The following is a 19,656-nucleotide window of genomic DNA, read 5'->3' as shown; positions in this document are numbered from 1 at the left end:
GGGACGGAGGGCGGGAGCACCGGCCGACCGGTCAGCTGGTGCGGCCCTTGGCGTCGAACGCCTTCATCCGGTCGAAGACCCCGTCGGCGGTGGGGTCGATCATCTGGTCGACGATCGCGCCGTCCGCCAGGAAGATCACGCGGTCCGCGTAGGAGGCGGCGACCGCGTCGTGGGTCACCATCACCACGGTCTGGCCCAGCTCGCGCACCGAGTTGCGCAGGAAGCCGAGCACTTCGGCGCCGGAGCGGGAGTCGAGGTTGCCGGTCGGCTCGTCACCGAAGATGATCTCCGGCTGGGCGGCCAGGGCGCGGGCCACCGCGACGCGCTGCTGCTGGCCTCCGGAGAGCTCGGTGGGGCGGTGCTTCAGGCGCTCGGAGAGGCCCACCATGTCGATCACCTTCTGGAGCCAGGCGGCGTCCGGCTTACGGCCGGCGATGTCCATGGGCAGGGTGATGTTCTCCAGCGCCGTCAGGGTGGGCAGCAGGTTGAAGGCCTGGAAGATGAAGCCGATCTTGTCCCGGCGCAGCTGGGTGAGCTGCTTGTCCTTCAGCGTCCCGAGCTCCGTGTCGCCGATGCGGACCGAGCCGCTGCTGAAGCTGTCGAGCCCGGCCACGCAGTGCATCAGCGTGGACTTGCCGGAGCCGGACGGACCCATGATCGCGGTGAACTCGCCCTGCGGGAAGTCCACGGTCACCCGGTCCAGGGCGACCACCTGGGTCTCACCCTGGCCGTAGACCTTCGACAGCTCCGTGGCTCGGGCGGCGGCCGCGGTGGTGCGGCGGACGGTGGTGGTGGTCACGGGTTTCTCCTGGGTCGGAAGGCTTCGGGCGGTGCGGGGCCCGATCGGGAACTCCTCCATCCTCCCGGCCGTTTTCCCTCCGGTCGTCAGCCCCCGTACCCGTTCCCGGGGCCCTCTTGAGTCGCATGGTCATGGCCGCGGCGTACGTCTCGGGTAGGAGAGCGACCCTGAGGACCGTCCCTCCCCGGGGGGTCCGCGCGGCCCTCAGCGGGGCGGCGCGGTGGATCCGCGGGGCACCAGCCGGGCGGTGGCGTCCTGGAAGCCGGGCGCCGACCCGTCGTCCACCATCGCCAGCAGGGTGCGGGCGGCGTGCGTCCCGTACGCCGGGATGTCCCGGCTCAGCGCCGTCAGCGCGGGCCTGACGACACGGGACAGCTGGGAGTCGTCCCAGGCGACGAGCGAGAGGTCGGCGGGCACGTCCAGGCCCATCTCCTGGGCGACGGAGAGCCCGGCGACGGCCATGATGTCGTTGTCGTAGATGACGGCGGTCGGCCGGCCGCTCGCGCTGACGAGCCTGCGGGTGGCGTGTGCGCCCTCCTCGCCCGAGTAGTCGGTGTGGATCACCACCGGTTCGTCCAGGCCGAGTTCGGCGCTGATCTCCCGCTGGGCCCGGTCGCGCAGCTGGGTGTGGATCAGCTCGGGCAGGCCCGCGACCCGGGCGACGGAGCGGTGGCCGAGCGCGGCCAGATACGTCAGGGTGTCCCGCAGCGCGGCGGAGTCGTCGGACCACACGGGGGTGAGGGAGCCGGCGGCCGAGGGGTGGCCGATGACCACGGCCGGCATGCCCAGTCCGGCGACGCCCTCGACGCGCGGGTCGGGGGAGCGCACGTCGGCGAGGAAGACCCCGTCGACCCGTCCCTCGCCCCACCACCGCTCGTACACCTCCAACTCCTGGGCGGGGTCGGTGACGACCTGGAGGAGGAGTGCGCAGCCGCGGGTGGCCAGTTCGGTCTCGATGCCGCTGATCAGCTCCATGAAGAACGGTTCGGCGCCGAGCATCCGGGCCGGCCGGCACAGGGTCAGGCCCACGGTGTCCGCGCGGGCGCGCGTCAGGGCACGGGCGGCGCTGTTGGGCCGCCAGCCGATCTCCCGCGCGATGGCCTTGACGGAGGCGCGGGTCGCGGGGGAGACGCCGGGCCGGTCGTTGAGCGCGTACGACACCGCGACCTTGGAGACCCCGGCGCGGCGCGCGATGTCGGCGATCGTGGGGCGGTGTTTGGACATGCGACCTCGCTTAACCGGTTCCTCTACCTCGGAGATCCTAACGCCAGACCTGCGTCTTCCCGTACTGCTCGCTGTCGCCCCGGTGGTCCAGACCCTTGCGGCAGGCTCGGGGGAAGGTGGATGGGAGCGCTCCCGTTCTCTTGACAGCGTCTCTGGGCGCCCATACCTTCACGGCACTTACCCGGTTCAGTAACTCCGCTCGGCAGGGACGGCGGGGGAGAAGGAGGGGCTATGGGTACGCGTACCCGGGTGCGGATCACCGCGGCGCTCGCCGTGTTCGGACTCGCCGCGACCGCGTGCACGGGGGGCGGTTCGGCGTCGGGCGGTTCCACCGGGGCCGGCGGCAAGGGCGGTTCGCTCCCGCGTCACGAGACGCTCTACACGACCGGCACCCAGTGGGGCCCGCCCGCCAACTACAACCCGCTGCGCAACTGGGACCACGCGACGGGCACCAAGGGCCTGGTCTACGAGACGCTGTTCCACTTCGACCCGGACAAGGGCGAACTGACGCCCTGGCTCGCCGAGTCGGGCGACTGGACCGGGGACACGACCTACGACGTGAAGCTGCGCGCGGGCATCACCTGGGCCGACGGCGAGCCGCTGACCGCGAAGGACGTGGCGTACTCCTACGGGCTCGGCAAGATCGAGGCCTCCTCCTTCCACTCGCTGTGGAGCTGGCTGGCGGACGCGAAGGCGGTGGACGACACGACCGTCCGCTTCACCTTCAAGGAGGCGCGCTACCAGGAGTGGGACTACACCCTCTTCGGCCAGCCCGTCGTGCCGGAGCACATCTGGGGCTCGCGCACCGAGGAGGACATCCTCAACGGCGTCAACGACAAGCCGGTGGGCACCGGGGCGTACACGCTCAAGAGCAAGACCCAGGACCGGGTCGTCTGGGAGCGGCGCGACGACTGGTGGGGCACGAAGGCGCTGAGCATGACGCCCGCCCCGCGCTACATCGTGGACGTCTCCAACCCGAGCAACGAGGTGGTCATCGGCCAGCTCGGCCAGGGGCAGCTGGACCTCAGCAACAACTTCCTGCCAGGCGCCTCCTCGCTGATCAAGAGCAAGAAGGTCGTGTCGTACTACGACGAGGCCCCGTACATGCTCTCCGCCAACACCGCCTGGCTGGTGCCCAACACCACCAGGAAGCCGATGGACGACGCCGCCTTCCGCAGGGCGCTGGCGGCCTCCGTGGACACCGAGAAGATCGTCAAGGGCGTGTACGGCGACCTGGTCAAGCCGGCCTCCCCGACCGGTCTGCTGCCGCAGTGGGAGCAGTTCGACGACCAGGCCCTGATCGCCGAGAAGGGCTTCACGCACGATGTCGCCGCCGCGAAGAAGGAACTGGCCGACGCCGGCTACCGGGACGAGGACGGCGACGGCTTCGTCGAGAACAAGGACGGCAAGCCCCTCAGCCTGAAGCTGGCGGTGCCCTCGGGCTGGACCGACTGGATGGAGGCGGCCAAGGTCGTCGCCGCGGGTGCCAAGGACGTCGGCATCAAGATCATCACGGAGTTCCCCGACCAGAACGCCCTCAACGAGCAGCGCGCCAAGGGCGACTTCGACCTGGTCGTCAACAACGAGCGCCAGCTGTCCAACACCCCGTGGACGTACTACGAGTACATCTTCCAGCTGCCCGTCCAGAAGCAGCAGAACACGGTGAACTTCGGGCGGTACGAGAACGAGGACGCCTGGAAGCTGGTGCAGAAGCTCGGCGGCGTCAGGACCGACGACACCGCGGGCATGAAGAGCGTGATCTCCCAGATCCAGGACATCCAGCTCACCGAGATGCCCCTCATCCCGCTCTGGTACAACGGCCTGTGGGCCCAGTCCACCACCGGGAGCTGGACCAACTGGCCCTCGGACGCCGCCGGAGCCCCCAAGAGCGCACCGGCCCTGTGGCGCAACTGGCTGGAGATGGGCGGCTTCGAGACGCTCACCCAGATCAAGCCCGCCCCGTGACACGGCCGTCGCCGACTCCATGACCGCCCCGCCGCGCACGTGCCGGCCTGACCGGCGCGCGCACGGCGGGGCCCTCCACTCCCGGGGGCTCCCTTGCGCCGCTACTTCGCCCGCAAACTACTCGTCTACGCACTGACCTTCGTCGTCGCCGTCACCGTCAACTGGATGATCCCGCGCTTCATGCCCGGCGACCCGGTGGCGGCCATGGTGGCGCGGGCCCGCGTCTCGCAGCCCGAGGCCGCCGAGGCGATGCGCACCTACTACAACAACCTGTTCGGCTTCGACGAACCCCTGTGGCAGCAGTACCTGCACTTCTGGGGAGCGCTCCTCCAGGGCGACTTCGGGATCTCGATCTGGGTCTTCCCCACCCCCGTCGGTGATGTCCTGCTCGACGCGCTGCCGTACACCCTGGGGCTGATGATCCCGTCCGTGCTGCTCAGCTGGTTCGTGGGCAACTGGATCGGCGCGCTCTCCGCCCGCCGGAAGGTGCTGGACAACACCGTGCTGCCGGTCGGCTACCTGCTGACCGCGATGCCGTACATGTGGATCGCCGTGATCCTCGCCTGGGCGCTCGGCGGGCAGGCCGGATGGTTCCCGCTGTCGGGCGGTTACAGCCTGGACATCCAGCCGGGATGGAACACCACCTTCGCGCTGGACGCCCTCCACCACTGGGTGCTGCCGTTCCTCTCCCTCTTCCTGGTCGCGCTCGGCGGCTGGGCGATCGGGATGCGCAACATGATCATCTACGAACTGGAGTCCGACTACTCCTCCTATCTGGCCGCGCTGGGCGCACCGCAACGGCTCATCCGGCGCTACGCCTTCCGCAACGCCGTCCTCCCCCAGATCACCGGACTCGCGCTGCAACTGGGCGTGCTGGTCGCCGGAGCGCTCGTCACCGAGATCGTCTTCGCCTACCCGGGGCTCGGCTCACTCATCCTGGCCTCGATCCAGAACCAGGACTTCTTCCTGCTCCAGGGCGCGTTCCTGTTCATCGTCATCGGCGTACTGATCGCCAACTTCCTCATCGACGTCGTGTACGTCGTCGTCGACCCCCGCACCCGTACGGGTATGGCAGGAGGCACGTCATGAGCACACGGCCCGAACCGGCGCCGGAGCCCGCCGCGGCCCCTCCCGGGCCCGCCACCCCTACCGCTCCCGCCGCTCCTTCCGCTCCTTCCGCGCCCGCCGCGAAGCCCGGCGGCGAGTGGCTGCACTACGCCGTGCGCAACCCCAAGCTGCTCATCGGCTCCTTCCTCGTCCTCGTCCTGCTCGCGACCGGCCTGATCGGCCCGGTGCTGCTCGACAACGGCGACCCCAACGAGTACGTCGGCCCGCAGGCCTCCCCGCCCGACGGCACGTACTGGATGGGCACCACCACCTTCGGCCAGGACGTGTACGCGCAGTTCGTGCACGGGCTACGCGCCACCTTCCTGGTCGGCGTCGTCGGCGGGGCGATCGCCGCCGTCATCGCGATGCTGGTCGGCTTCCTGGCCGGCTACCGGGGAGGCCTGGTCGACGAGGTCCTCACCATGCTCACCAACGTCGTCCTGGTGATCCCCGCCCTCGCCGTCCTGCTGATCATCAACGCGTACATGGGGGTACGCGGCGTGGCCGTGCAGGGCCTGTTCATCGGACTCACCTCGTGGCCCTGGGCGGCGCGTGCCATCCGGGCGCAGACCTTCTCGCTGCGCACCCGGGAGTTCGTGGACCTGGCGCGGCTCAGCGGCAGCGGCACCTGGCGGATCGTCTTCCGCGAGATCGCGCCCAACATGAGCTCGTACCTCTTCATGATGTTCATCCTGCTCTTCGGCGGCGCCGTGCTCATCGCCTCCTCGCTGGACTTCATCGGGCTCGGCCCGACCGAGGGCGTCTCGCTCGGGCTGATGCTCCAGAGCGCCCAGCAGTGGAGCGCGCTCCAACTCGGCATGTGGTGGTGGTTCATCCCGCCGGGCGCCGGGATCACCGCGATCGTCGGCGCGCTCTACGTCGCCAACGTCGGCCTCGACGAGGTCTTCAACCCGAAGCTGAGGGAGTCCTGAACCCATGACCCTGACCGTCGACGACCTGCGGGTCCACTACCGCACCCTGCGGGGCGAGGTCCGGGCCCTGGACGGCGTCACCTTCGGCCTCGCGGACGGCGAGATCCTGGGCCTGGCGGGCGAGTCCGGCTGCGGCAAGACCACGCTCGGCAAGTCCCTGATCCGGCTCGACGGCCGGATGCGGCACGCCGGCGGCACCGTCACCCTGGACGGAGACGAACTGCCGCTCGCCGACGACCGCGCGATGAACGCCTACCGCTTCCACAGGATCTCGCTCGTCCCGCAGTACTCGATGAGCGCCCTCAACCCCACCCGGCGCGTCGGCCGCATGATCCGCGAACTGCTCGCCTCGCGCGGGGTGAGCGTGGACACCGACGAACTGCACCGCAGACTCGGCCTGGTGGGCCTCGCCCCCGACGTCCTGGACCGCTACCCGATCGAGCTGTCCGGCGGCATGAAGCAGCGCACCGTCATGGTGATCTCCACGCTCCTGGACCCCTCCGTCCTCGTCGCGGACGAGGTCACCTCGGCCCTGGACGTCTCCAGCCAGCAGGCCGTCGTCTCCGCCCTCACCGGGCTGCGCGACACGGGCCTGGTCACCAGCATGATCTTCGTGACCCACGACCTCGGGCTGACCTCGCACATCGCCGACTCGATCATGGTGATGTACGCGGGCAAGCTCGCCGAGAAGGCTCCCACCACGGTGCTGACGACCGCGCCGCGCCACCCGTACACCCGGATGCTGATCGGCTCGCTGCCCCAGGTGGGCGCCCGGTACAAGGACAAGCCGCTCAGCGGCATCGAGGGCTCCCCGCCCTCCCTGCTGAACCCTCCGGCCGGCTGCCGCTTCCGCGACCGCTGCCCCCTCGCGGACGCGCGGTGCGCCGAGGAACCGCCCGCCGTCGAGGTCGCCCCCCGCCACACCGTCGCATGCTGGAAGGCGGCCTGATGCTCACCCTCGACCGTGTCACCAAGACCTTCCGGGCCGGTGCCTTCGGCGGCGGCTCCACCACTGCCGTCGACCGGGTCTCCTTCTCGGCGGCGCCCGGCGAACTCGTCTCCCTCATCGGGGAGAGCGGCAGCGGCAAGTCCACCATCGGCCGTATGGTGCTCGGCCTCACCCCGGTCAGCTCCGGCAGTCTCACCCTGGACGGGGAGCGGGTCCGGCCCGGCAAGGACTTCTACCGCCGCGTCCAGGGCGTCTTCCAGGACCCGTTCAGCTGCTACAACCCGGTCTTCAAGGCCGACCGTGTCTTCGCCCTCGTCCGCCGCGCCTACCACCCGGGCGTCGGGGACACGGAGTGGGCGGACCGCGTCGAACGGGCCGTACGGGACGTACGCCTGGACCCCGGCCAGGTGCTGGGCCGCTACCCGCACCAGCTCAGCGGCGGCCAGCTCCAGCGCCTGCTGATCGCCCGCGCGCTCCTGCTCGACCCGCGCTTCCTGGTCGCCGACGAGATCACCAGCATGCTCGACGCCTCCACCCGCATCGATGTGCTGAACCTCCTCGCCGGCCTCAAGGAACGCGGCCTCGGCGTCCTCTACATCACCCACGACCTCTCGCTGGGCACCTACCTCGCCGAGCGGACCGTGGTGCTGCGTGGCGGCCGCGTCGTCGAACGCGGCGACACCCAGAAGGTGTTCGGCAATCCGCTGCACCCCTACACCCGTACGCTCCTGGCGGCCGTGCCCCGGATCGGCCAACCCTGGACCGAGGCCGCCCCCGTGGACGCGTGCGCCTACCACGCGGGTGGGGCCGCCGGATCCGGGGAGGATCTGCACGAGACCGAGCCGGACCACTTCGTCGCCTGCGCCCACCTGCCCGACTGCGGAAGGACCCGACCGTGAGCCTGCGCCACCCGCCCCTGAACGACGGCTGGACCCTGACCGCCGACGGCCCCGTCCCCGTGGAGCTCCCCGCCGGGGGCCTGCCGGCGACCGTGCCCGGCTGCGTCCACACCGACCTGCTGGACGCCGGACTGATCGACGATCCCTATCTGGACGACAACGAGACGCGGCTCGGCTGGATCGGCCGCACCGACTGGACCTACCGCACCGACTTCCACTGGGCCGAGGACGGACACACCTCCACCGACCTGTGCTTCGACGGGCTCGACACCGTCGCCACCGTCCTGCTCAACGGCACCGAGGTCGGCTCCACCGCCAACCAGCACCGGAGTTACCGCTTCCCGGTCCGCCATCTGCTCCGCGAGGGCGCCAACACCCTCCAGGTCCGTTTCACCGCGCCGTACACCTACGCCGAGGCGCTGCGCGAGAAGCTGGGCGACCGGCCGGGCGCGTACGCCGAGCCGTACGCGTTCATCCGCAAGATGGCGTGCAACTTCGGCTGGGACTGGGGCCCGACGCTCGTCACCTCCGGCATAGGACGCCCGGTCGCCCTGGAGTCCTGGACCGGCCACCGCATCGCCGCCGTCACGGTGCTGGGCGACCTCGACGACGCCGGGGTGCCGCGCCTGTCCGTCACCCTGGACGTGGAGCGCGACGGTCCGGCGCCGCTGTCGGGCTCGGTCGCGGTGGTCGGCCGCTGCGTCGTCTTCGTCGCCTCCGAGGACGAGGACCGGCTCTCGTTCACCCTCCCGGTTCCCGACGCCGAGCCCTGGTGGCCGCACAGCCACGGCGCACAGCCGTTGTACGACGTCACCGTCCGCCTCGGCGAGGACACCTGGAACGGCAGGACCGGCTTCCGGGGCGTCGCCCTGGAGCGTGAGGCGTTCCGGATCTCCGTCAACGGCGAGCCGGTCTTCGTACGCGGGGTGAACTGGATCCCCGACGACTGCTTCCCCACCCGGCTCACCCGGCAGCGGATCTCCGACCGTCTGGACCAGGCGGTCGCCGCCCACGTCAACCTGGTCCGGGTCTGGGGCGGCGGCCTCTACGAGAGCGACGACTTCTACGAACTGTGCGACGAGAAGGGGCTGTTGGTCTGGCAGGACTTCCCGTTCGCGTGCGCGGCCTACCCGGAGGAGCAGCCGCTGTACGACGAGGTGGCCGCCGAGGTCCGGGAGAACCTGGTCCGGCTCTCCCCGCACCCCTCGCTGGTCCTGTGGTGCGGCAACAACGAGAACCTGGAGGGCCACGCCGACTGGGGCTGGCAGGACACGCTCCAGGGCCGCACCTGGGGATACGGCTACTACCACGACCTGCTGCCCGCCCTCTGCGCCGAGATCGACCCCACCCGCCCGTACTGGCCGGGCTCGCCCTACTCCGGCTCCCCCGAACTTCCCCCGCAGGACCCGTCCCGGGGCACCGTCCACCTCTGGGACGTGTGGAACCGGGTGGACTACCGCCACTACGCCGACACCGCCCACCGCTTCGTCGCGGAGTTCGGCTTCCAGGGGCCGCCCGCGTACGCCACCCTGCGCCGCGCCGTCAGCGGCCCGCTGTCCCCCGAGTCGCCGCTGGTCGCCCACCACCAGAAGGCCGAGGGCGGCGACGCCAAGCTGCTGCGCGGCCTGGGCGACCACCTCCCCCAGCCACGCCCGGGGGACTTCGACGACTGGCACTGGCTCACCCAGCTCAACCAGGCCCGCGCCGTGGCCTTCGGCATCCGCCACTTCCGCTCGCACACCCCGTACTGCATGGGGTCGGTCGTCTGGCAGCTCAACGACTGCTGGCCGGTGGTCTCCTGGGCGGCGGTGGACGGCGACGGCCGCCGCAAGCCCCTGTGGTACGCGCTGCGCCAGGTGTACGCGGACCGGCTGATGGCCGTACGCGACGGCTCCCTCCACCTGGTCAACGACGCGGCCGGCCCCTGGGAGGGCACCCTGCGGCTGACCCGGCGCGGCCTGGACGGCACGGTGCTGGCCGAGGAGGAGAGGGTGGTCTCCACGGCGCCCCGCGACGTCACCCGGATCCCCCTGCCCGCGTCCCTCGCCTCCCCGGAGGACGGCACCCGCGAGGTGCTGGTGGCCGAGCTGGACGGCGTGCGGGCGGTGGAGTTCTACGAGGAGGACACCCGCCTCGCGCTGCCGGAGGCCCGGTACGATGTCTCCGTCGTCGCCCAGGGTGACGATCCGGCCGCCGGCTACCGGGTGACGGTGACCGCGCGGACGCTGCTGCGGGACCTCGCGCTCTTCCCCGACCGGCTGGACGGGGCGGCGGAGGTGGACGACATGCTCGTCACACTGCTGCCCGGGGAGAGCGCCGTCTTCCACGTCACGGGGGCGGTCCTGGAGGACCCGGACGCGCTGGGAAGGGCGCCCGTCCTGCGGTGCGTCAACGACGTCGTCGGCCCGTGAGGTGGCGTGGCCCGGCGAACGGTGGCCCGGCCCTGGCGAATGCACCGTACGGGTGCGGCGACTTTACGTCATTCCCCTTTGCCATGGTTCGTGACCGCCTACCCGTCCGGGCATGTGGTGATGCGTCGGCGAGTGTCTGACGGTCCCTCACATGGTCAATAAAATAAGACAACATCGAGGGTGCGCCCGTCTGACGGTGCGCCAGCCCCGGATAGGGTCATGTGCCAACGCGGTGCCGCGCGCCCACGCCCGGGTGGTGGAATGCAGACACGGCGAGCTTAAACCTCGCTGCCTCCTCGGGGGCGTGCCGGTTCGAGTCCGGCTCCGGGCACTCACCCCGTGCGGTGTGGGGGCCGGGCGACCGCCACCGCCGCCGCGGCGGCGCCGCCCCACCCGAGGCGTGACGTGAACACGGCGTGAACGAATGCGGTCACGGTGCGTAGGCGAATCGGGGCTCCCGGGGCGGACGTGACGGCCGCCAGGCGGCAAGGGCGCCGACGACGCCGATCCGGACAGCGGACAGCACAGATCCGGGCATGGGTGAGACCTCCGTGCCGTGAGGGGCGAAGGTGAGGCGGCGCCACCGGTGGGCCGGCGCGCCGTGGTGGTCAGCGCTCGGGCTTCGGGGGCCGCTGCATCAGCGCGGACGCGGCCTCGTCGAGCGTGACGTCCTCGTGCAGCAGGGCGGAGACGACGCCGGTGATCGGCATCTCGACGTCGTGGGCGTGCGCCAGGGCGAGGATCGCCTGTGCGCTCTTCACGCCCTCGGTGGTCTGCCGGGTGGCGGCGGTGGCCTCGGCAACGCTGAGACCGGAGCCGAGGTGGCTGCCGAAGGTGCGGTTCCTGGACAGTGGGGAGGAGCAGGTCGCGATGAGGTCGCCGAGACCGGCCAGGCCGGAGAGCGTGGCGGGGTGCGCGCCCATCGCGACGGCCAGCCGGGTCGTCTCCGCGAGCCCCCGGGTGATCAACAGTGCTTGAGCGTTGTGGCCCAGGCCCATGCCGGAGGCGATCCCGACCGCGAGCGCGATGACGTTCTTCACGGCACCGCCCAGTTCGCACCCGGTCACGTCGGTGCTGGTGTAGGGACGGAAGTACGGAGTGAGGCACGCTGCCTGGATGCGGTGGGCGGCACCCTCGTCAGGACAGGCCACTGTGGCGGCGGCGGGCTGGCCGTCCATGATCTCCCGGGCCAGGTTCGGCCCCGACAGCACGGCGACCCGGCTCTCGGGGACACCGGCCACCTCGGTGATGACCTGGCTCGCGCGCAGCCCGCTGCCGCTCTCGATCCCCTTCATCAGCGACACGATCACCGTGTCCGGGCCGATGAGCGGCGCCCAGGCGGCCAGGCTCTCCCGCAAGGCCTGCGCGGGGACGGACAGCACCAGGAAGTCCGCACCATCCAGTGCGGTGGCCGGATCCGTTGTCGCCGTCAGCGAACTCGGAAGTTCGACGTCCGGGAAGTACCCGGGGTTGTGGTGGCTCACGTTGATCTCAGCGGCGATCTCCCGCCGCCGCGCGTGCATGATCACGCTGGAGCCGGCATCGGCCAGGATCTTCCCGACAGCCGTGCCCCACGACCCGGCCGAGAACACTGCCGCACGGGCGGCGTGGTGCTGGGTCACTGCGGGTCCTCTCGGTGGGCGCGGGCGGGGGCATCGTATCGACCACCGTCGCCCTGTGCGGCGGGTGACGGGCGCGCCGCAGCGTCAGCAGGACGGCCCTGCGGCCGGCCGGCGTCGGGAGCACCTGCTGCGCCTCGGCGAGCATGCGCTCCGCCGGGCCTCGCCGAGCTCGCGCCGCAACTGGTCGGCGTGGGCGATCCACAGTCGGTAGAGCCGTTCCCATATGGCGGGCTCACCGGGCCGCTCGTCCACATGCCGCGCAGGCCCGGCCGTCCCCGGGGCCCTTTCCGGCCACCCCCGCCGGGCCGCTGCGGAGCCCGTAACCAGCCCGTAACCGTGTCGTACCTGGGTGCCGTCGAGTCCTACTCCCGTGCGGGCTCCGTTGGTACGTTGAGATTCGGACTGTCGGACGCTTGTGCACGGGGTGGCTGCATCATGGCATGGGACGAGTGGGAACAGCTGAAGAGCGAGGCGGCACAGCGGGGTTCGACGGCCATGCGCCTCAACCGCCTGCCGGCCGAGGCGGGTTCGGGGGGTGCCGGGCCGCAGGGGGATCTCGCGGTCAACCAGCAGGATCTGGCCGACGTGGGGGACAGCGCGTTCAAGCTCTTCGAGAACCTGGGCCGGCACGGGCGTGACGCCTGGTCCGTCAGCCAGACCGCGGCCAAGGACCTGACGACGCAGGGCTTCGCGCTCGGCGGGGGGCTCGACCATGTGCAGGAGCGGTGGGAGAAGCAGGTGCAGTCGCTTCTGGACGCCTGCGCGCACATCTCCAACCACATGGACTTCACGCAGAACGCCCACGCGGGGGACGAGTACCACATCTACTCCACCGTGAGCAGCATCTCGGCTCTCGACGAGGGCTTCACCGAGAGGACCCAGCGCTGATGGAACTCGAAACGCTGCGGAACGGCGACTTCGCCAAGCTCGGTGCGGCCCTCACCGCCTGGAACGAGATGATCGGCAAACTGGAGACGCTGGAGCAGGACGCCCGGGACGACCTCAAGGCCAAGTCGGACAAGGCGAAGTGGGCCGGCAGCAACGCCACCATCACCCGGGAGTTCGTCACGAAGACGGCGGGTGAGTTCGCCGACGCCCACACGCAGGCGACGACGATCTACAACATCCTCAAAGACACCCGCGACGAGCTGGTGAGCTACAAGGAGGAGCTGGACCAGGCGCTTGAGCGGGGCCGGAAGAAGAACATCACGGTGGTGCCCACCGGCGGGGGCGGCTTCACCGTCACCATGCTCATCCACCCCGACCGCGCCGCCAAGGGCACCGAGGTCGCCGACCACTCCCAGCAGGACGTCGACCACCTCCGTGACGACGTGCAGCGCATCCTGAACCGGGCGGGCGAGAGCGATTCGAGCGCCGCGCGCGTGCTCAAGGCCATCGCGGACCAGGCCGAGCTCGGCTTCTCCGGAGCGACGTACCGGGACCGTGACACCGCGTTCGAGGCGGTGAAGAAGGCCGAGGAAGCGGCGAAGCTGATGAAGGAGAAGGGCGACGAGATGTCGCCCGAGGAGTTCCGCAAGCTCAACGAGACGCTGCGCGTCTACAAGGACGACCCGCTCTTCCAGGAGCAGTTCGCCAGGACCCTCGGTCCCAAGGGGGTGCTGGACTTCTGGGCGGACCTCACCGACGTGTCGACGCCGAACGACCTGGCGCGCACCCAGCTGGACCAGCTGGGCGACTTCCAGAAGAACCTCAGCCTGACCCTGGCCGGGGCCACCCAGTCGGACAGCCCCGCCATGCGTCAGTGGGAGAACGACATGGTGCGGCTCGCGGGCGAGCAGTACCAGACCCACGGGACGCGGGTGTACGGGTACCAGCTGATGAGCAACCTGATGCGGACCGGGGACTACGACGACCAGTTCCTCAACAAGTACGGCAACGCCCTGGTCGAGACCGAGAAGAAGATGAAGCTGCCGGGGAACTACTGGACCGGCGTCGGCGGCATGAACGTACCGAAGATGAACTTCATGGACGGCGACGACTTCGGCCGCGACCCGATGACCGGCTTCATGACGGCGCTCTCCAACAGCCCCGACGCCTCCACCGAGTTCTTCAACGCCAAGGAGCCCCAGGACAACGCCGCATGGGTCCTCAAGGAGCGCCCCTCCTTCGACGACACCCCGCTGAGCGACGGGCCCAGCCCGGTGCTGGAGGCCACCGGCGCGGCCATGTTCGCGGCCGTGTCGGGCGTGGGTGACCCCGATGCCCCGGGCGCCGAGTTCGCCGAGCACACCCCGGAGCAGGACGAGGCCATGAAGCGCTCGCTGAAGTACCTCGCGGCCACGGGCAACGACTTCCCCAGCGAGATGCGCGACGACATGGCCAGGGCCATGGGCAACCACGGCGAGACCGTCCACAAGGCGATGAGCGACCCCCTCGGCTCCCACGGACTCGACGCGGGCGACCTCATGGAGGTCAGCAAGCAGATCTCCCGGAACAAGGACACCTACGGCCTGCTCACCGAGCAGATGAACAACGCGATGATGGCGGACATCCTCACCGAGCAGAAGCACCCCGAGGACAGCCTCGACAAGGCCGGCCGCACCGTCGGGTTCCTGGAGGAGGCCCGGTACCAGGCGACCAACGACAAGAAGGACGGGGACATCACCGACGCGTCGTGGAAGAAGGCGTGGACGTACCACCTCGTCGGCGGTGTGCTCACACCGATCGGCGGCGGCCTCATCGGTGACCCGCTCCAGCGGGGTGTGGACGCGATCACGACCGCCTGGCTCCAGGACAAGACCAACGAGATCAACGCCACCGCGAGCGCCGACCACAAGGAGACCTACGAGGCGCGCAACGGGCAGCTCCGGGCCCTGGCCGACGAGTGGTACAAGGTGAACTCGGACTGGGCGGAGGACCCGGCGCACGAGGGGTACTCCAAGGACCACGGCGTGTACTCCTCCATCGGCGCGTCCGCCAACGACGGCAACAAGAAGGCCGAAGGGGTGGCGGGCGACCAGTGACCAGGCGATCGTTCCGGACGGCGGCCCCGCTCGCGCTCTGCGCGCTCGCCCTGCTCGCGGCGGGGTGCGGCGGCGGCCGGGAGTATGCGATGCCGAAGGAGCTGTGCGGCGTGCCCGTCGGGGAGAAAGAGCTGTCCCCGCTGCTCCCCGACGGCAAGAAGCTCGACGTGGCCGGTGACTCCCTGGTCACCTCGGCCAATCTGTGCGGCGTCTCGGTGGACGACCACCCGGCCGTCGACATCCAGGTCGAGAAGGTCGAGAAGTTCTACGACCCGATGGACGCGTCCGAGGCATTCAGGTTCACGAACCGTGAGAAGTCGGCCGACCTGCCTTTCGAGGGCGCCGGTGCGACCGGTGACAAGCACGTCATGATCACCGCCCGGTGCGACGCGCCCGAGGCCGGCCACCTGGTCGTGAACATCGGCGTCGGGGAGAAGGCCGAGAAGGACGTGGACAGGCGCAGGTCCGACCTGGAGGCGTTCGCCCGCGCCTTCGTTCCCTCGGTCAAGAAGGAGATGGGCTGCACAGCCTGAGCACGGATGCACGGATGTACGGATCCGAACGAGGCGTGGCCGTATGTGAACGGATCATGCCCAAATCCGAACGGGTCATGCCGGAATCCCAGCCCGCCGGTGGATGGAATTTCTCTCAAAGATCCTCCCCTGGCAGTAGAGTCATTGTTTTGCCTACCCATTACCCTTGTGGCAAGGCCGCGCAGGGTGGCCATGGAGGAGTGAGATGAGGAGCAGCAACCCGGTCTTCTCGCGACGGGGGTTCAGCCGCGACAACGGCTACGCGGGCTTCAACGCGGCGCCACAGGCCGGGGCCGCCACCGTGGGGGCCAACCCGTACGCGACCAACCCCTACGCCCAGCCGGACACCCAGTACGGCGCCCCGCAGGCGCCGGCCCGGTCCGGAGCCATGACGATCGACGACGTCGTCACGCGCACCGCCATGACGCTGGGCACTGTGGTGCTCACCGCCGCGCTCGCCTGGGCCCTGCTGCCCGTCGACGCGGCCAACCTCGGAAAGTCGTACGGCATCGGCTTCGGCGCCGCGCTCGTGGCCTTCGTCCTGGCGATGGTCCAGTCCTTCAAGCGCAAGGCGTCCCCGGCGATCATCCTCGCCTACGCGGCCTTCGAGGGTGTCTTCCTCGGAGTGATCTCCAGCGCGGTCAGCACCTACATCGGCCCCGGCACGGTGATGCAGGCGGTCATGGGCACCATGTGTGTCTTCGCCGGTGTGCTCATCGCGTACAAGATGCGCTGGATCCGCGTCACCCGCCGCTTCTACGGCTTCGTGATGGCCGCGGCCATGGGCTTCATGCTCCTGATGGTGGTCAACCTGCTGTTCAGCGTGTTCGGCGGCGGTGACGGCCTGGGCTTCCGCAGCGGCGGCCTCGGCATCCTCTTCGGCGTCATCGGCATCATCCTCGGCGCCTGCTTCCTCGCCCTCGACTTCAAGCAGGTCGAGGACGGCGTCAACTTCGGCGCGCCGCGCGAGGAGGCCTGGCTGGCCGCCTTCGGCCTCACCATGACCCTGGTGTGGATCTACCTGGAGATGCTGCGCCTGCTCTCCATCCTCAACGGGGACGACTGACCCGACGGGGACGACTGACTCGTAGAGGGCGCGTGACACGGAACGGCCCGCAGGCACCGAGCCTGCGGGCCGTCCGCGTGTCCGGAGCGTGCCACGCCCGGCGCCCGCGGCACCCGGCGCGCTCCCCACCCACTCCCCGCGCCCTCCCCGGCACCGGCTGGCGACCGTCCGGTACGGGCGCGTAGGGTCGCGGGGTGCTCGATACGACGCCCCTGATCACCGCCGTGGAGCGGTTCGCCGACCGGCTGCGCAGCGCCCCCCAGAGCCGGCTGAGCCGCGGCCTGGCCGCCGAAGCCCTGGCGACCGCCCGGGAGCTGGCCGCCCGCGCCCAGCGGATCGAGGCGCCGGACCGGGAACCGCGTGTCCTGCCGGACGCCGGGATGTTCGCGGTGGGCGACCAGCTCGCCGTCGCGGGGCGCGACCTGGCCATGGCACTGGAAACGGCCTCGCCCCAGGAGCTGGACGAGGCCGTGCGATGTGTCGAGGAGGCGGCGGAGCGGGCCTTCGCCCGCTGAGGTCGTGGCGCCGGGGAGCCCTGGTCCCGGCGACGGCTCAGAACGAGGCGATGACGCGGTCCGCGAGGATGTAGACGTTCTCCTCGCCGCACGAGAAGGTCAGGGCGTACGCGCCCGACACCCCCGAGCCGCCCAGCAGGACCGGCGTCTCCCCGGCCCGCAGGGAGTCCGCGAGCCGTTCGGCGGTCTCCCGGTGACCCGGCGTCAGACAGAGGGTGGTGCCGTCCGCGAAGACGTACACGTCGAGCGTGCCCAGCGGGCCGGGGCGCACGTCCGTCAGTTCCGTACCGGTGACGGCGAGCTGCTCCAGGCGGTCCACGGTGCGCTCGTGGTCGGCGACCACCGGGGTCTGTACGGGGACGAAGTCCGGGTGCGAGGGGTGGCGGCGGCGGGCCGCTGCCAGCTCGGGCGAGTCCTCGGCGAACTCCACCGACTCCGCGACCTCGGGCAGGTCCGTCAGCTCCACCAGCTCGTCCATCGTCTCCGGGGCGTCGAGGTCCATCGCCTCAAGACCGGCGAAGTCGGCCTGACGGGGCATGAAGAAGGGGGCGTCCTCGCCGAGACCGGAGAGCCCGCCCAGCAGGGAGGGGGCGTCGGCGGCGTCGCGGGCCTCCTGGGCGGCCCAGAAGGCGCGGGCCTCCGCGAGCTCACGCTCGCGCTCCTCGGCCAGCGCGTCGGCCACGGCCGCGCGTATCTCCTCGGCGGAGGCGGCGGTGTCCCGGTTCTGCTGCTCGGGCACGGAAGCGGAAGCGGAAGCAACCCTCGACTCCGCGAGTTCCGTACGCAGGGCGACGACCTGCTTACGGAGACCGTGAGCGGCGTGGAGTGCGGCGGCGCCGACGGCCGTGGCGGCGGCGGTGGTCAGCAACAGGGCAAAGGGCATGGCGCTCACTGACGTACTCCCGGTTTTGATCGACACCCCCGACTTCCTACATCAGCTTGGCCTGTTCGCGTGCCCGCTGTCAGTGCATTACGTCACGAATTGGACAGGTCTTTCGGCCCCCCGCTGGCGGCCCTAAAGGCTCTGACCTGCACAAACGAATCTCCCCCGGGACGCAGGTCACATCCTGGGGGAGATTCGGTCACGTTCGGGGCTCGGGTCGGTTCGAACCGGTGTTCACGAGGAACGGGGCGGACCCTCCCGCCGGGTTCCGGGACGGGCGGCCCCGGTTCAGCTCAGCCGCTCGATGACCATGGCCATGCCCTGGCCCCCGCCGACGCACATGGTCTCCAGACCGAACTGCTTGTCGTGGAACTGGAGGCTGTTGATCAGTGTGCCGGTGATCCGGGCGCCGGTCATGCCGAAGGGGTGGCCGACCGCGATGGCGCCACCGTTGACATTGACCTTCTCCAGCGGGAGGCCGAGGTCCCGGTAGGAGGGGATGACCTGGGCGGCGAACGCCTCGTTGATCTCGGCCAGGTCGATGTCGCCGACGCCCAGCCCGGCGCGCCTCAACGCCTGCTTGCTGGCCTCGACCGGGCCGTACCCCATGATCTCGGGGGACAGTCCGGAGACGCCGGTCGACACGATCCGGGCGAGCGGGGTCAGGCCCAGCTCCCGCGCCTTGGTGTCCGACATGATCACGAGGGCGGCGGCGCCGTCGTTGAGGGGGCAGCAGTTGGCCGCGGTGACCCGTCCGTCGGGGCGGAACGCGGGCTTGAGGCCCCGCACGCCCTCCAGGGTGACGCCGGCGCGCGGGCCGTCGTCCGCCGAGACGACCGTGCCGTCCGGGGTGGTCACGGGGGTGATCTCCCGCTCCCAGAAGCCGTTCTTGAGGGCTTCCTCGGCGAGGTTCTGCGACCGTACGCCGAACTCGTCCATCTCCTCGCGGGTGATGCCCTTGAGCCGGGCCAGGTTCTCCGCGGTCTGGCCCATGGCGATGTAGGCGTCCGGGACCAGGCCCTCCTCGCGCGGGTCGGTCCAGCCCGTGCCGGACTGCTCGGCGCGCGCCGCCGTACGGGCCTCGGCCTCCGCGAAGAGCGGGTTGTGCGTGTCGGGCAGGCTGTCGGAGTTGCCCTTGCTGAAACGGGAGACCATCTCGACACCGGCGGAGATGAAGACGTCGCCCTCGCCCGCCTTGATCGCGTGCAGCGCCATGCGGCTCGTCTGGAGCGAGGAGGAGCAGTAGCGCGTGACCGTACAGCCGGGCAGGTGGTCCATCCCCATCTGTACGGCGACGATGCGGCCCAGGTTGTTGCCCTGCTCGCCGCCGGGCAGCCCGCAGCCGAGCATCAGGTCGTCGATGTCCTTCGGGTCCAGCTCGGGGACCTTGGCCAGCGCGGTACGGATGACGGTCGCGGTCAGGTCGTCCGCGCGCAGGTCCTTCAGGGACCCCTTGAACGCCCGGCCGATCGGCGAACGGGCAGCAGAGACGATCACGGCTTCGGGCATCACGCGGCTCCATCGTGGCTGGAAGGCAGGAAGGGTGGGCTGACTTGGAAGTTACCCGTACGTATGGCCGGGGTCACCCGACGGGGTGTGTGATGCGGGCCTCTTTTCTAAGCAACCGCTCAGGTGCCCCTTCGGAGGCTTCGCGTCCGGTACCGGGGAGGCTGCCGGCCCTCTGCGCGGAGCACCGGGCCCGGTACCGGGCGGGGTATCGGGCCCGGTACCGCCGCCCGTCCTCAAGCGGGCTCCCACGGGCCGCCC

16 protein-coding genes and 1 tRNA gene are annotated in these 19,656 nt (G+C 70.5%); 12 read left to right on the top strand and 5 right to left on the bottom strand.

Annotated features, from left to right (window positions below; all coding sequences use genetic code 11):
- Positions 1-31 precede the first annotated feature (31 nt).
- Positions 32-859 (bottom strand): ABC transporter ATP-binding protein, encoded by an 828-nt coding sequence (locus tag B9S64_RS12660; protein WP_264178187.1) that lies wholly within the window; start codon positions 857-859, stop codon positions 32-34.
- Between the two features lie 144 nt (positions 860-1,003).
- The gene (locus B9S64_RS12655; RefSeq protein ID WP_103493469.1) at positions 1,004-2,023 is read right to left on the bottom strand and encodes a LacI family DNA-binding transcriptional regulator; all 1,020 of its coding nucleotides are present in this window, start codon (positions 2,021-2,023) and stop codon (positions 1,004-1,006) included.
- A 231-nt stretch (positions 2,024-2,254) separates the two neighbouring features.
- Between B9S64_RS12655 and B9S64_RS12650 the strand changes: the two genes are divergently transcribed.
- The 7 genes from B9S64_RS12650 (at position 2,255) to B9S64_RS12620 (ending at position 10,617) form a co-directional block, all read left to right on the top strand.
- A complete protein-coding gene (locus B9S64_RS12650; protein ID WP_103493470.1) occupies positions 2,255-3,988 on the top strand; it encodes an ABC transporter substrate-binding protein in 1,734 nt (577 codons plus the stop codon).
- Positions 3,989-4,081: 93 nt separating this feature from the next.
- Positions 4,082-5,077 carry an ABC transporter permease gene (locus B9S64_RS12645; protein WP_103493471.1) on the top strand — a complete coding sequence of 332 codons (996 nt, stop codon included), beginning with the start codon at positions 4,082-4,084 and terminating at the stop codon, positions 5,075-5,077.
- A complete protein-coding gene (locus tag B9S64_RS12640) occupies positions 5,074-6,027 on the top strand; it encodes an ABC transporter permease (protein ID WP_103493472.1) in 954 nt (317 codons plus the stop codon). The genes B9S64_RS12645 and B9S64_RS12640 overlap by 4 nt, the downstream gene beginning before the upstream one ends.
- Before the next feature lie 4 nt (positions 6,028-6,031).
- Positions 6,032-6,976: an ABC transporter ATP-binding protein gene (locus tag B9S64_RS12635; protein ID WP_103493473.1), complete on the top strand. Its 945-nt coding sequence runs from the start codon at positions 6,032-6,034 to the stop codon at positions 6,974-6,976.
- Entirely contained in the window at positions 6,976-7,875 is a 900-nt protein-coding gene (locus tag B9S64_RS12630; protein ID WP_103493526.1) for an ATP-binding cassette domain-containing protein, read from the top strand. The genes B9S64_RS12635 and B9S64_RS12630 overlap by 1 nt, the downstream gene beginning before the upstream one ends.
- On the top strand, positions 7,872-10,286 hold the full coding sequence (locus tag B9S64_RS12625; RefSeq protein ID WP_103493474.1) for a glycoside hydrolase family 2 TIM barrel-domain containing protein: 2,415 nt from the start codon (positions 7,872-7,874) through the stop codon (positions 10,284-10,286). The genes B9S64_RS12630 and B9S64_RS12625 overlap by 4 nt, the downstream gene beginning before the upstream one ends.
- A 247-nt stretch (positions 10,287-10,533) precedes the next feature.
- Positions 10,534-10,617 (top strand) — tRNA-Leu (locus tag B9S64_RS12620).
- 277 nt (positions 10,618-10,894) lie between these two features.
- Here B9S64_RS12620 and B9S64_RS12615 read toward each other — a convergent pair.
- Positions 10,895-11,908, bottom strand: a complete 1,014-nt coding sequence (locus B9S64_RS12615; RefSeq protein ID WP_103493475.1) for an NAD(P)H-dependent glycerol-3-phosphate dehydrogenase — start codon at positions 11,906-11,908, stop codon at positions 10,895-10,897.
- Positions 11,909-12,343: 435 nt separating this feature from the next.
- Between B9S64_RS12615 and B9S64_RS12605 the strand changes: the two genes are divergently transcribed.
- From B9S64_RS12605 to B9S64_RS12585, 5 genes are all read left to right on the top strand, one after another.
- Positions 12,344-12,796, top strand: coding sequence for a hypothetical protein (locus B9S64_RS12605; RefSeq protein ID WP_103493476.1), 453 nt, complete (start codon positions 12,344-12,346; stop codon positions 12,794-12,796).
- Entirely contained in the window at positions 12,796-14,892 is a 2,097-nt protein-coding gene (locus tag B9S64_RS12600; protein WP_103493477.1) for a hypothetical protein, read from the top strand. Before B9S64_RS12605 ends, B9S64_RS12600 begins: the two co-directional genes overlap by 1 nt.
- Positions 14,889-15,425 (top strand): hypothetical protein, encoded by a 537-nt coding sequence (locus B9S64_RS12595; protein ID WP_103493478.1) that lies wholly within the window; start codon positions 14,889-14,891, stop codon positions 15,423-15,425. The genes B9S64_RS12600 and B9S64_RS12595 overlap by 4 nt, the downstream gene beginning before the upstream one ends.
- 205 nt (positions 15,426-15,630) lie before the next feature.
- Positions 15,631-16,491: a Bax inhibitor-1/YccA family protein gene (locus B9S64_RS12590; protein WP_103493479.1), complete on the top strand. Its 861-nt coding sequence runs from the start codon at positions 15,631-15,633 to the stop codon at positions 16,489-16,491.
- A 194-nt stretch (positions 16,492-16,685) separates the two neighbouring features.
- Positions 16,686-17,006: a hypothetical protein gene (locus B9S64_RS12585; RefSeq protein ID WP_103493480.1), complete on the top strand. Its 321-nt coding sequence runs from the start codon at positions 16,686-16,688 to the stop codon at positions 17,004-17,006.
- 37 nt (positions 17,007-17,043) lie between these two features.
- Here B9S64_RS12585 and B9S64_RS12580 read toward each other — a convergent pair whose 3' ends face one another.
- On the bottom strand, positions 17,044-17,889 hold the full coding sequence (locus B9S64_RS12580) for a hypothetical protein (protein WP_181012437.1): 846 nt from the start codon (positions 17,887-17,889) through the stop codon (positions 17,044-17,046).
- Between the two features lie 288 nt (positions 17,890-18,177).
- Positions 18,178-19,398, bottom strand: coding sequence for an acetyl-CoA C-acetyltransferase (locus B9S64_RS12575; RefSeq protein WP_103493482.1), 1,221 nt, complete (start codon positions 19,396-19,398; stop codon positions 18,178-18,180).
- Positions 19,399-19,656: the final 258 nt, after the last annotated feature.

Origin of the sequence: Streptomyces sp. SM18 (assembly GCF_002910775.2) — a bacterium.
GTDB classification, from domain to species: domain Bacteria; phylum Actinomycetota; class Actinomycetes; order Streptomycetales; family Streptomycetaceae; genus Streptomyces; species Streptomyces halstedii.
This window is presented reverse-complemented; position numbering and strand designations above follow the sequence as displayed.

Excerpts from the sequence above, each read along its gene's own strand:
- B9S64_RS12660 (WP_264178187.1), bottom strand. The coding sequence starts at position 859 with ATGGAGGAGTTCCCGATCGGGCCCCGCACCGCCCGAAGCCTTCCGACC.
- B9S64_RS12590 (WP_103493479.1), top strand. The coding sequence starts at position 15,631 with ATGAGGAGCAGCAACCCGGTCTTCTCGCGACGGGGGTTCAGCCGCGAC.
- B9S64_RS12635 (WP_103493473.1), top strand. The coding sequence starts at position 6,032 with ATGACCCTGACCGTCGACGACCTGCGGGTCCACTACCGCACCCTGCGG.
- B9S64_RS12605 (WP_103493476.1), top strand. The coding sequence starts at position 12,344 with ATGGCATGGGACGAGTGGGAACAGCTGAAGAGCGAGGCGGCACAGCGG.
- B9S64_RS12600 (WP_103493477.1), top strand. The coding sequence starts at position 12,796 with ATGGAACTCGAAACGCTGCGGAACGGCGACTTCGCCAAGCTCGGTGCG.
- B9S64_RS12575 (WP_103493482.1), bottom strand. The coding sequence starts at position 19,398 with ATGCCCGAAGCCGTGATCGTCTCTGCTGCCCGTTCGCCGATCGGCCGG.
- B9S64_RS12650 (WP_103493470.1), top strand. The coding sequence starts at position 2,255 with ATGGGTACGCGTACCCGGGTGCGGATCACCGCGGCGCTCGCCGTGTTC.
- B9S64_RS12580 (WP_181012437.1), bottom strand. The coding sequence starts at position 17,889 with ATGCCCTTTGCCCTGTTGCTGACCACCGCCGCCGCCACGGCCGTCGGC.
- B9S64_RS12640 (WP_103493472.1), top strand. The coding sequence starts at position 5,074 with ATGAGCACACGGCCCGAACCGGCGCCGGAGCCCGCCGCGGCCCCTCCC.
- B9S64_RS12655 (WP_103493469.1), bottom strand. The coding sequence starts at position 2,023 with ATGTCCAAACACCGCCCCACGATCGCCGACATCGCGCGCCGCGCCGGG.
- B9S64_RS12630 (WP_103493526.1), top strand. The coding sequence starts at position 6,976 with ATGCTCACCCTCGACCGTGTCACCAAGACCTTCCGGGCCGGTGCCTTC.